This window comes from Pseudomonas paralactis (genome assembly GCF_001439735.1).
Taxonomy (GTDB): Bacteria; Pseudomonadota; Gammaproteobacteria; order Pseudomonadales; family Pseudomonadaceae; genus Aquipseudomonas; species Aquipseudomonas paralactis.
Genome location: NZ_JYLN01000005.1, coordinates 503,889 through 514,952 on the forward strand (window position 1 = coordinate 503,889; position 11,064 = coordinate 514,952).

The 11,064-nt window shown below is 60.4% G+C and carries 10 protein-coding genes; 6 read left to right on the forward strand and 4 right to left on the reverse strand.

The genetic code is table 11. The features are described 5' to 3' along the window. Nucleotides 1–182: 182 nt before the first annotated feature. Nucleotides 183–542, forward strand: coding sequence for a response regulator (locus tag TX23_RS16215; protein ID WP_057703064.1), 360 nt, complete (start codon nt 183–185; stop codon nt 540–542). A 137-nt stretch (nt 543–679) separates the two neighbouring features. Then, nucleotides 680–2,080, forward strand: a complete 1,401-nt coding sequence (locus tag TX23_RS16220; RefSeq protein WP_057703065.1) for a DUF1254 domain-containing protein — start codon at nt 680–682, stop codon at nt 2,078–2,080. Nucleotides 2,081–2,100: 20 nt separating this feature from the next. Here TX23_RS16220 and TX23_RS16225 read toward each other — a convergent pair whose 3' ends face one another. The 3 genes from TX23_RS16225 to TX23_RS16235 all read right to left on the reverse strand — a co-directional run bounded on the left by TX23_RS16225 (nt 2,101) and on the right by TX23_RS16235 (nt 5,040). Next, nucleotides 2,101–2,772, reverse strand: a complete 672-nt coding sequence (locus TX23_RS16225) for a DUF3313 domain-containing protein (protein WP_057703066.1) — start codon at nt 2,770–2,772, stop codon at nt 2,101–2,103. 145 nt (nt 2,773–2,917) lie between these two features. Beyond that, the gene (locus TX23_RS16230; protein WP_057703067.1) at nt 2,918–4,276 is read right to left on the reverse strand and encodes a M10 family metallopeptidase C-terminal domain-containing protein; all 1,359 of its coding nucleotides are present in this window, start codon (nt 4,274–4,276) and stop codon (nt 2,918–2,920) included. 251 nt (nt 4,277–4,527) lie between these two features. Further along, nucleotides 4,528–5,040, reverse strand: coding sequence for a GNAT family N-acetyltransferase (locus TX23_RS16235; RefSeq protein ID WP_057703068.1), 513 nt, complete (start codon nt 5,038–5,040; stop codon nt 4,528–4,530). A gap of 226 nt (nt 5,041–5,266) precedes the next feature. On the opposite strand from TX23_RS16235, the gene TX23_RS16240 reads away from it, so the two are divergent. The 4 genes from TX23_RS16240 to TX23_RS16255 all read left to right on the forward strand — a co-directional run bounded on the left by TX23_RS16240 (nt 5,267) and on the right by TX23_RS16255 (nt 9,499). Further along, nucleotides 5,267–6,238 carry a helix-turn-helix transcriptional regulator gene (locus tag TX23_RS16240; RefSeq protein WP_057703069.1) on the forward strand — a complete coding sequence of 324 codons (972 nt, stop codon included), beginning with the start codon at nt 5,267–5,269 and terminating at the stop codon, nt 6,236–6,238. Nucleotides 6,239–6,337: 99 nt separating this feature from the next. Continuing rightward, nucleotides 6,338–7,213: a transporter gene (locus tag TX23_RS16245; protein ID WP_057703070.1), complete on the forward strand. Its 876-nt coding sequence runs from the start codon at nt 6,338–6,340 to the stop codon at nt 7,211–7,213. 22 nt (nt 7,214–7,235) lie between these two features. After that, a complete protein-coding gene (locus TX23_RS16250) occupies nt 7,236–8,390 on the forward strand; it encodes an MFS transporter (protein ID WP_057703071.1) in 1,155 nt (384 codons plus the stop codon). Further along, complete coding sequence (locus TX23_RS16255) at nt 8,387–9,499, forward strand: class II histone deacetylase (RefSeq protein ID WP_057703072.1); 1,113 nt, start codon at nt 8,387–8,389, stop codon at nt 9,497–9,499. The genes TX23_RS16250 and TX23_RS16255 overlap by 4 nt, the downstream gene beginning before the upstream one ends. Here the strand turns inward: TX23_RS16255 and TX23_RS16260 are convergent. Further along, complete coding sequence (locus TX23_RS16260) at nt 9,489–10,628, reverse strand: glycerate kinase (protein WP_057703073.1); 1,140 nt, start codon at nt 10,626–10,628, stop codon at nt 9,489–9,491. The genes TX23_RS16255 and TX23_RS16260 overlap by 11 nt on opposite strands. Between the last annotated feature and the right edge of the window lie 436 nt (nt 10,629–11,064).

Genomic DNA, 11,064 nt, shown 5'->3' on the forward strand with positions numbered 1-11,064 from the left:
TTGGCGCGTCTTTTTTTTCAGCGAGCGCCTTCCGCAATTTTGCTCGCACAAGAGACTTTACCTAGCACAATGATCACAATACTCACGCCTTGTGGGAACTTGCCAGGAAGCACAACACTCACTAGTAAGCAGTCAGTCAATCCCGCAGCCCCGTATGCTCTCTATTTTCAGGAATATCCCCTATGCCCGTACCCCCTACCTCCACCATCCTTGTAGTCGAAGACGACGCCATCGTGCGTATGCTGATCGTCGATGTACTCGAAGAGTTGGAGTTCGAGGTAATCGAGGCGGCTGACGCCGAACAGGCACTCACTCAGGTGCAGAACACCAGCCAGGTGATCGACCTGATGATGACCGATGTCGGCCTGCCGGACATGGATGGCAAGGCGCTGGCGACCAGGGTCCGCGAACTGCGCCCCACCCTGCCGATCCTGTTTGCCAGTGGCTATGCCGAAAATATAGACGTGCCGGAGGGTATGCAGGTGATCGGCAAGCCATTTTCCATCGACCAGCTACGTGACAAAGTCAAATCCATGTTGTGAGCCCGCTTGGTCCTCAGCAGTTATCTGTCGGCACCGGTGAGCGGTGAAGGGATTAACGTGACGTTCAGCAAATAAAGCTGGAAACTCTGCGCCTTCACTCCACGCTCTTAGACAGAACTCAGGAAGGACGCAACAACATGATTGGAAAACCGACGCGCCTGCTGTTGGCGAGCCTCTCGATACTTATGAGTACCGGCGCCTGGGCTGACTTCACCGCCAGCCCCAGTGAAGCCCGGGCGATCGCCAAGGAAGCGTACCTATACGGCTTCCCGGTGGTGCAAATGTACAAGACGCTCTACACCCAGGCCGTCGACAAGGGCGGCGCCCACTTCAAGGCGCCGTTCAACCATATCGCTCATACCGCGCAGGTATTGACTCCCAAGGACACCGCACTTCCTAGCCCGAACGCAGACACGCCCTACTCGTTCGTATGGATGGACCTGCGCAAAGAGCCCCTGATACTGACCCTGCCCCGGATAGAAGACGAGCGCTACTACTCGGTACAGTTGATCGACCTCTACGCCCAGAACATTGCTTACCTGGGCACCCGCAGCACGGGCAACAACGGTGGTCACTACATGATCGCCGGGCCTGACTGGAAAGGTCAGCAACCGGTGGACATCGACCGCGTGGTCTACAGCGAAAGCAACATTGCCTACGCCCTGTACCGCACGCAGCTGTTCGATGAAAAGGATTTGGGCAAGGTCAAGCAGATCCAGAGCGGCTACACAGTGCAGCCCCTGAGCAGCTATGTGAAGCAGCCTGCCCCGGCCAAGGTGCCGAAGATCGAATGGCCCAAGCCGACGGCGACCATGACCGAAGGTCCGCAGCTGTTTCGCTACCTGAACTTCATGCTGGCCTTCGCTGCGCCCCAGGACAGCGAAAAAGACCTGCTGGCGCGCTTCGCCAAAATCGGTATCGCCCCGGGTGCGCCGTTTAAGGTCAACCAATTGACAGCAGAGCAGCGCAAGGCCCTGGAAGAAGGCATTGCCGATGGCCGGGCCGAATTTGCCGCGTTCAAGAAGGACAAACTCGATACTCATCAAGTTGCCCAGGGTGACCTGTTCGGTAGCCGCGACCGCCTGCAAAACAACTACCTGTATCGCTACGCCGGTGCCGCGCAGGGCATCTTCGGGCAGTCCAGCGACGAAGCGGCGCACTTGACCTACCTCGTCGACAGCGAGGGTAAGCCGGCCAACGGCGCACGCCACAGCTACGCCGTGCATTTTGCCAAGGACCAGTTGCCACCGGCCGATGCGTTCTGGTCGCTGACGCTGTACGACGCCAAGACCAAAATGCTGGTGCCCAACCACAAGAAGCGCTACCTGATCAACTCGCGGATGTTACCGGCCCTCCAGCGTGACGCCGACGGTGGCATTACCCTGGCGCTGCAACACCACGAGCCCCCAAAGGCCGAGCAGAGCAATTGGCTGCCGGCTCCGCCCGGTCCGTTCTACGCGGTCCTGCGTATTTACCTGCCCAAGCCCGAGGTGGGTAACGGTCAATGGAAGCTGCCCCCGCTCACACCGCTGAAGTAGCACCACGGGCCTGCCGAGGCTCAGTGTTTTTTGAGCTTCACGTAGGATTGATGCAGGTCCGATGCCCAGCCATCAATCACGATTTTCACATCGTCGGCCTTGAGCACCTGTGAGTCATTGGCCAATGGCTTGCCGGTGCCTTTGCGCACCACCTGGGCCACCACTTTGTTCGTGCCTCCATCGAGGAACTGCGCCTCAGTGCCCAGCGTGGTCTCCTGGTCGCGGATACCCGTGCCGGTGCTGACTGCCGCGGCCACCAGCGCTACAGGGATAAACTCATAGGGTTTGAGGCCTTCCGTCTTGCTGCTCACGGCGGTAATCGCCGCACGAACCACAATCACCCCAGGGCCGGGCGCGTTGGCCAGGGGCAGTGACTTGGCCAGCTCACGCCTGAGGGCCTGATTGTAATACTCGTTAATGCCCCGCAGCGTGCTGTCAGGGATCCTGGTGGTGGCCTGGGGCTTGGGGTAGAACTGGGTTGGCTCGATGTACACCGCGGTGTAGCGGCTCAGGTCCAACTGTGGATCGACCCAACGCATCACCTCGGCCCCCGACGGTGACTTGGCTTCCTTGAGCTGGCTGTAGTTGGAAAGAAACCCTGAATACTCATCCGGTTGCGGCACCTTGCTGGCGCAACCGGCCATGCCGAGCGAGGCGACGCACAGCGCGCTGACCATTAGCCTTAGCTTCATCATTGAACTCCCTGGCGACCATTATCGTAAGAATGAGTTGTAGGTATAGCCAAAACTTGGGCAGTGCACCTCATTTCGCTCGGCGCCAGCCAGCGTATGCGATGAATAAAGGGGCAAATAACGCATACGGATGGGGCGATCGAGGTCAAGCGCCGAAGTCGGAACGCGAGAACCGCCCACTTATGCTCATCATGAAATCTTCTTTTCCGTCGCCGTCGAAATCGAAACGCAACAAGGTGAGATTATGGCTGCGATGATATTCGCGGGTAACGGTGAGCCGGGGGTGGGCTGCGCGCAGGGCCGAGATATCCAACTTATCCTTGCCGCTGACAAAGTCCGTTATTGCTGTGTTTTGAAAGCTGGCGGATGAGTCGTTCGCACCGATAACGAAGGTATTTTTACCCGGCCCGCCTGTCAGCCGGTTAAAGCCCGAGTTCGCCTTGACATACAAAATGTCATCGCCCTCGCCGCCCTCCAGTTCGTTACCGACGTCATTGCCAATTAAAATGTCGTTGCCAGCACCGCCAATAGCCCGTTCGATGGTGACGCCATTGGCGATCGAAACGTTGCCCAGGCCTCCCCCAACATTAGAGAAGCTGCCCGATTTCAAGTTGATAACCTGATCTTGCTTGAAGGCGGAGAAATCGAAGGTGTCATTACCATCGGCGTCCCACACGCAAAACACTGGCAAGTCGTCGCTCGACTCCAGTTTGAACACGTCACGATCGGCATTTGAGTTAAAGCCATACGTTGTATCTTGCGTTCGGGTTTGAAGGTTCGCACCGAATCGGTCTTGCATGACTGCAATATCATCCATCATCGGTGCACTTGAATACTGAGTGTCCTCACCATGGGATTTACTGAAGCGATGGTCTGAGCGGTTTTCCAGATAAGGACTCCTTATCGTGTAAGCCTGCGTGTTTTCCGCGTAGTTGCTTCTTGATACTGCAGACGCTGGGTCAGGAAGACCTAATTTAAAGGCCACGGCCTTTGCAATGATGTGACGCGCAAAACTATTGGGTTTTTCCAGGTCATCGGCATGGCGCTGGTTCAGCGATACCTGCACCCTGCCCGGCTCGTCATCGGACACGGGCGTATACCAGGGGGCCTGCCACTTGAAGCTACTGCCATCAATCTTAAACTGCATATGATGGGATTGTGCCTTGACCGACTCTTTGAACCGAATATTTGCGGCATCGCTGAAATTATTCAGGGTCTCGCGGATCACGCCTTTTTGTGCTTCTGTGAACTGGCTGGCCGTGCCACCCGTCTCGGGATGATTGGCGAACTCATACGTCACCTCCGCAGGGTCCCCGGAACCCAGTGAACCGGCAAATCCGTCTGCCCCTTTTGACCCTTCTAATACTTGGTCAATGGACACTGAAACTTGGCGATATTTATTCTTATTGCCGCGCTCGTCTGCATGAGCAATTTCGACGACAGCCCTGTGTGCCTCGCTGGTGGCGTTTGCCCTTGCCAACGCAATGTTCGGATCAATATTCATGAGGTAGTCCTATGGGAACTTGGAATTTGTCTACTCGCCTGACGGCAGACCAGTGACCTGCGTATCAGTGGTATTCCTACGCATAACAGTTCCCAAATCTGACCTGGCAATCAAGGCGCAGTCTCGCCCTCTGTAGGAGCGAGCTTGCTCGCGAAGAACGTCAACGATAACGTGTGTTTCCTGATTGAACGCGGCGCTTGTGAGTTTTTCGCGAGCAAGCTCGCTCCTACAACAGGACTTCCTCAATCCCGCTAAGCCGACTTGCGCAGGCGCGCCATGCTCAGGGTGTCGACAAATACACCGTCACGCAGGGCGTAATCGCGCATCCGCCCCTCCACTTCGAAGCCGAACTTGCGATACAGATGTTGTGCGGCTTCGTTGTCGGCGTACACCGTGAGCTCCACGCGCCGCAGGTTCATCCAGTGGTCGGCGACGTCCAGCGCAGCCGTCAACAGCCGTGAACCGACGCCCTTGCCCTGCCAGGCGGTCGCCACGCCCATGCCGAACGAACCAACATGGCTCTGACGCACGCGCAGGTACTGTTCCAGGCCCAACTGGCCAACCACTTCGCCACCATGCACCGCAACCAGTTGCAAGCGCCGCTCGTTATCCATCACCAGACGCTTGCGCCAGGCTTCTACCGATTGGAAAGGCATTTGCAGCACCTGACGGCAGACAGCCGGTTCGTTGTAGAGCGCGGTGACGCCCTCAAGGTGGGCCTCGGTAAAGCGCTGAATCACGATATGGGGTTCAGGTGTGTGCATAGCGTTTCATCCTTTGAAATACACGTGGCGGCTCAGTGTAGAGGTAAAGCCTTGCGCCTTACGAGCCTGGGTTTTTCCTATGCAGCAACCAGCGCCATCCTGCATCTGAACGATGGCGATCCAACCTGGCAACGCTGATACTCAACCCAGGCCCTGCCCCCTGACCCCAGGTCCGGCCTTCACCCTGTGACGAGAACAACAAAAAAAGTCCCACAGAGGAACACCCATGAGTCGCCTTGATTCCCATGGCCTGTTGCAGGCCTTCAGTACCCTGGTCCTGGACCTGCAGCGCCTGGCCCAGCATCAGGACATCGAACACTTCCAGCACCATGCCCTGGCGCGCCTGAGCCAATTGCTGGCATTCGACAGCGCATGGTGGGGTCGCGCCGCGGTGATTGACGGTTTGCCGGAGGAGCACAACAGCTACCTGTACCATTTGCCGCCGCACTACCTGGCGGACTGGCAGTCGATCCGCCATCTGGACGTGACCGTCGGCCGTGTCCATGCAACGCCCGGCCAGGCCGTGATCATCGATATGCTCGACCCGGCCAACGGCAGCGCCTTGAATTGGCTGGGGCAGCGCCACGGCCTGGGCCAATTGCTGTGCGTGATCCATATCGACCCGCAAACCCACCTCAGCGACCACCTGACGCTCTACCGCAAACCCGGTGCGGCCAGGTTCACCCCAAAGGATTGCTTGCTGCTCAACAATCTGATGCTGCACCTGGTCGCGGCAGTGTCAGCGAACCAGATCCGCACCCTGGTGGCCATGCGTGAAACCCTGACCAGCCCACGCAACCTCGCCCTGGCCGTATGCGACCGGCGAGGGGTATTGCATTGCGCCGAGCGCGGCTTTATCGACCTGTTGCTCAGCGAATGGCCGCGCTGGAGCGGCCCGACCCTGCCGGTACCGCTGGATGAACGCGGCCATACCGGCAAGCACATCCATATCCAGGTTTCGGCAGTGGGCGACCAATTGCTGCTGGCGGCGCGCATCAACCGTGCCCTGCCCCAACTGAGCCCGCGTGAAAATGACGTGGCCCAAGGGTTTGGCGAGGGCAAGACCTATAAGGAAGTGGCCCGCGACCTTGGCCTTTCGCCCAACACGGTGCGTCACCACCTGCGGGCCATTTACACCAAGCTTGGGGTCAACGACAAGGCGCGTATAGCGCACTTGGTGCACGCCCCTCCCGACTGATCCTCGCCCTTTCAACCCAAGACGTTGTCACGCTCGTTTTCACGGTCGCGGGCGACTATTGCCCGTTTTCAGGCTGCCCCTCACAAGAGATGCCTTGCCATGATTCATTCACGTTTACGCAAGCTTGCCATGCTGCTCGCAGGCACGTTGCTCAGCCTCGACAGCCAGGCTGCCGACCTTAACGCCAGGGACTTTTTTGGCGCACCGCCAGGCACCAGCCTGGGGGTGGTGTATTTGCCCGCCACCCGTGCCGGCGATTTCCATGGGCCCGCCGACAGCAGCGGCAAGGCCGACCTCAAGGTTAACGCCCTGGCCTACCGTCAGGTGTATTTCACCGACGCCTGCGGCACGCTGTGTACGCCGCAGTTCATCCTGCCATTTGCCGACATTGCCGCGCGCTTGCCTGGTGCCGAACAGCGCACCCGCGAGCGCGGCCTGGGCGACCCACAAGTGGGTGGCACGCTGTTTTTCATCAACGACCCGGCATCGCGCACCTACAGCGGCCTGTTAAGCCTGATCACTGTGCCGGTGGGTGAGTACCACAGTCAAAACCCGGATGTGTCCCCCGGCGCCAATCGCTGGGGCGCCACCTTTGTTTACAACTACACCCAGGGCATTGGCGATAACTGGGTGCTGGAAGCCAACCTCGAAGCTCAGCTTTATGGCAAGAATGACGATTACTTTGGCGGCGAACTCAAGCAAGCCCCGCTATATCGCCTGCAAGCCTTCGCATCCTATGACTTCAGCGCTGCCACTTACGGCGCGCTACGCCTGATCCAGGCGGACGGCGGCGCCCTGCGCATCAACAATCGTCGTATCGACGACACCCACAAACGCTACACCCAATTGGGCCTGGAACTCGGGCATTGGCTCGACCGCCGGAACCAACTGATGGTCAGCCTCACGCAAAACGTCGCGACCTCCAACGGCTATGCCGGGACCGAGGCGTTGCTGCGCCTGGTTCATGTGTTTTGAACCCTTTTCCTGGAGCTTGAACATGCCCACACAACCCTCTGCGGCAAAAGCACAGCTGGCGGCAATCGTGCTGTTTGCCGCCATCACCCCCACCATCCTGATGACCGCGCCCGCCGTGGCCGCGCAATTGGCCAGCCAATGGCAACTGAGCCCGGCACGCATTGGCGATTTGTTTTCCGTGGAGCTGGGCGCGATGAGCCTGGCGACCCTGCCCGCCTGGTGGTGGCTCAAGCGCGTTGACTGGCGAACTGCGGCCCTGGTCGCCGCGCTTTTGTTTATCGCCGCCAATCTGTTGTCGATGCGCGCCGACACCTATGCAGCGTTACTGCTGCTGCGCGGTGCCAGCGCCCTGGCCGGCGGCTCATTGATGATCCTCTGCCTGGCCAGCGCCGCTACCACGGCCAATCCCAGCCGGGTCTACGGGTTATGGGTGATGGGCCAACTCGTCGTCGGCGCCCTTGGGCTGATCGTGCTGCCGGGCGTGTTCGAGCGGTTTGGACTGAACGCGTGCTACCTGATCCTGGCGGGTTTGATGACCTTGTTGCTGCCTCTGGCGCGAGCGTTTCCCGCTGGCAGCGCCAAGGCACAGGCAAGCCATGGCCCTTCGTTGCCTGGCTCACGCTGGAAAGCCGCGCTGGGGGTCGGCGCGGTGCTGGCCTTTTACATCAGCCTGGGCGGTGTCTGGACCTTTATCGGTGCCTTGGGCGCCCGTGTCGGGATTTCCCCGCAACACAGTGGCGAGGTGCTCGCCCTCGCAACCGTCATGGGCATTGCCGGCGCCGCGAGCGCGTCGCTGATCGGCGGGCGGCTGCCGCGAGCACTGCTGTTGCTCGCAGGCTATGCGCTGATGGCCGCGGCTGTACTGCTTTTACTCGGCGAGCCCGCGCTGCTGCGCTTTGCCCTGGCGGCGCTGCTGTTCAAGTTTACCTGGACCTTCATCCTGCCACTGGTGCTGGCCTGCCTGGCCGATCTTGATCACAGCGGCAAGCTTATGAACGCCTCCAACCTGGTGATCGGCGGTGGCCTGGCCATCGGCCCGGCGATTGCCGGTCGCCTGATCGAGGCCAGCGGCGGGTTCACCCTGCTGCTGCTGAGCGCAGCTCTTATTACCCTGCTGTCCCTGGTGATGATCCTCACCAGCCGCCCCTCTCACCCCACCGAACTGGAGCCGGTATGAACCGAACCACCGCATTTTTCTTCGATGAAATGAGCCTGTGGCACAGCGCAGGGGCTCACGCGCTGACATTACCCGTCGGCGGCTGGGTACAACCGCCGGCCGGCAGCGGTCATGCCGAATCCCCGGAGACCAAGCGCCGCTTGAAAAGCCTGTTGGATGTATCTGGACTCACTCGCCATCTGCACCTGCGCAGCGCAACACCGGCCAGTGACGCAGACTTGCTGAGGGTGCACAGCAGCGCTTACCTGCAACGTTTCAAGGCCCTGAGCGATGCCGGCGGTGGCGAGCTTGGCCCGCAGGCACCGATTGGCCCTGGCAGCTATGAGATCGCCAAGCTTTCGGCTGGCTTGACTATCGCCGCCGTGGATGCGGTGCTCAAGGGTCAGGTACACAGCGCCTATTCGCTGTCCCGGCCACCGGGGCATCACTGCCTGGCAGACAGCGCCATGGGTTTCTGCTTTCTCGCCAACATTGCCATCGCCATCGAAGCCGCCAAGGCCCACAACGGGCTCGGCAAAGTCGCCGTGATCGACTGGGACGTGCACCACGGTAACGGCACGCAATCGATCTTTGAGGAACGTGCCGATGTGTTGACGGTTTCACTGCATCAGGACGCTTGCTACCCGCCGGGCTACAGCGGCGGCCAGGATCGTGGCCGTGGTGCCGGCCTGGGCGCCAACATCAATATCCCGCTGCCGCCGGGCAGTGGTCACGCAACCTACGCGCATGCAATGGAACGCATCGTGGTGCCTGCCCTTGAGCGTTTCGAGCCAGAGCTGATCATTGTCGCCTGCGGCTATGACGCCAATGCCGTCGACCCACTGGCGCGCATGTTGCTGCACAGCGAATCGTTTCGGCTGATGACCCGCAGCCTGCGCCAGGCAGCCGAGCGTTTGTGCCAGGGCCGCCTGGTGCTGGTGCATGAAGGCGGATACAGCGAAGCCTACGTGCCGTTTTGCGGGTTGGCGACCCTGGAGGAATTAAGCGGCGTGCGCACAGCGGTGCAAGACCCGATGCTGGAGTTTGTACAGTTGCAACAACCCGGCGCGGCGCTGCAAGCGTTTCAGGAGCAGTGGGTGGAGCGATTGGCGCAGGGGGTCAGCGACTAGCCGCAAGGCGCCACACCCGCGCAATATCCGCCGCGCGCTCGCGTAACAGGCGCGGCGCCTCGCTGCAGGCTTGCTCCAGGCTCATCGGCCCCGACGGCAAGGCAAAGGCCGCATCCACACCCTGGGCATACATTTGCTCGTAACCGTCGCCCAGGGTGCCGGCGATCACAATGACCGGCACGCCGTGCTGACTGGCGATGCGCGCCACCCCGAACGGGGTCTTGCCGCGCAGCGTCTGAGCGTCGAAGCGGCCTTCGCCGGTGATGACCAGGTCGGCGCCGCGTACGGCGTCTTCGAGGCCAACCAGTTCGGCGACCACCTCCACGCCAGGGCGAAATTGCGCACCGAGGAAGGCCTTGGCGGCAAAGCCCAGGCCACCGGCGGCGCCACTGCCGGGTTCGTCGCGCACATCCTTGGGCAGCACCTGGGCGCAGTGGTCGGCGAAATGGTCAAGGGCGGCGTCCAGTTGGGCCACTTGCTGGGGGCTCGCACCTTTTTGTGGGCCGAAAATGGCCGAGGCGCCGTGAGGACCACACAGGGGATTATTGACGTCAGCCGCGATCTCAAAGCGCACCTGCGCCAGGCGTGGGTCGAGCGATTCAAGGCTGATACGCGACAGGCATGACAAGGCCAGACCACCGGCAGGCAGCGGCTGACTCTGCGCATCAAACAGTTGCACACCCAGGGCCTGCATCGCACCGGCCCCGCCGTCGTTGGTAGCACTGCCGCCAATCGCCAGGATAATGCGCTGCGCCCCCGCCTCCAGGGCGGCGCGGATCAACTCACCGGTGCCATACGTGGTTGTCGAACACGCGTCACGCTGGCCTGGCGCGACCAGTTGCAAACCACTGGCCTCGGCCATCTCGATAATCGCCGTACGGCTGTCGGCCAACCAGCCCCAACGTGCCTCGACTTCATCTCCCAATGGGCCTCGCACTGTTTGCCGGCGCAACTGGCCATTGCACGCGGCAAGTACTGCATCCACGGTGCCCTCACCGCCATCGGCCATCGGACATTCAATCAACTGCGCATCCGGCCAGACCTGGGCCAACCCTTCGGCAATGGCCTGGGCCGTACCGGCGGCACTGAGGCTGTCCTTGAACGAGTCGGGAGCGATGATGATCTTCATGATGGGCTTTCTCCGGTTTTTATAATGCCCATGCTGCCAGTTGGCCTGGGCAATAACGCCGGTCCGATGCACAAGTGCGGGTGGGGTTTGTTGGGCATTTCTACAAAGCTTGCGACCTGGTCTTTGTAGGAGCGAGCTTGCTTGCGAAGACCGTCAACGATAACGCGCCCATTCTGGATATACGCGGCGTCCTTGAGTTTTTCGCGAGCGAGCTCGCTCCTATGTATGGACTCGCCCCCACTGTCAACCCGCTTTTCAAACATTGGTACCCGGTTGCATCTATGTATCAGGCCTATCCGAGGAAGCTCCAAACAGCTTCTGGCCAACATTGGATCAGCTCGCGATCTGCCCATTACAAAAAGGCCTCAAGGGCCGGTAGGAGCGCAGGCATCAATTCGCGACGGTCTGACCAGGGGTCAATGTTCGTTAGCACGGG

What these genes read in the sequence shown, in the direction of transcription:
- TX23_RS16215 (WP_057703064.1), top strand. Translation starts at nt 183, where the DNA reads ATGCCCGTACCCCCTACCTCCACCATCCTTGTAGTCGAAGACGACGCC.
- TX23_RS16220 (WP_057703065.1), top strand. Translation starts at nt 680, where the DNA reads ATGATTGGAAAACCGACGCGCCTGCTGTTGGCGAGCCTCTCGATACTT.
- TX23_RS16225 (WP_057703066.1), bottom strand. Translation starts at nt 2,772, where the DNA reads ATGAAGCTAAGGCTAATGGTCAGCGCGCTGTGCGTCGCCTCGCTCGGC.
- TX23_RS16230 (WP_057703067.1), bottom strand. Translation starts at nt 4,276, where the DNA reads ATGAATATTGATCCGAACATTGCGTTGGCAAGGGCAAACGCCACCAGC.
- TX23_RS16235 (WP_057703068.1), bottom strand. Translation starts at nt 5,040, where the DNA reads ATGCACACACCTGAACCCCATATCGTGATTCAGCGCTTTACCGAGGCC.
- TX23_RS16240 (WP_057703069.1), top strand. Translation starts at nt 5,267, where the DNA reads ATGAGTCGCCTTGATTCCCATGGCCTGTTGCAGGCCTTCAGTACCCTG.
- TX23_RS16245 (WP_057703070.1), top strand. Translation starts at nt 6,338, where the DNA reads ATGATTCATTCACGTTTACGCAAGCTTGCCATGCTGCTCGCAGGCACG.
- TX23_RS16250 (WP_057703071.1), top strand. Translation starts at nt 7,236, where the DNA reads ATGCCCACACAACCCTCTGCGGCAAAAGCACAGCTGGCGGCAATCGTG.
- TX23_RS16255 (WP_057703072.1), top strand. Translation starts at nt 8,387, where the DNA reads ATGAACCGAACCACCGCATTTTTCTTCGATGAAATGAGCCTGTGGCAC.
- TX23_RS16260 (WP_057703073.1), bottom strand. Translation starts at nt 10,628, where the DNA reads ATGAAGATCATCATCGCTCCCGACTCGTTCAAGGACAGCCTCAGTGCC.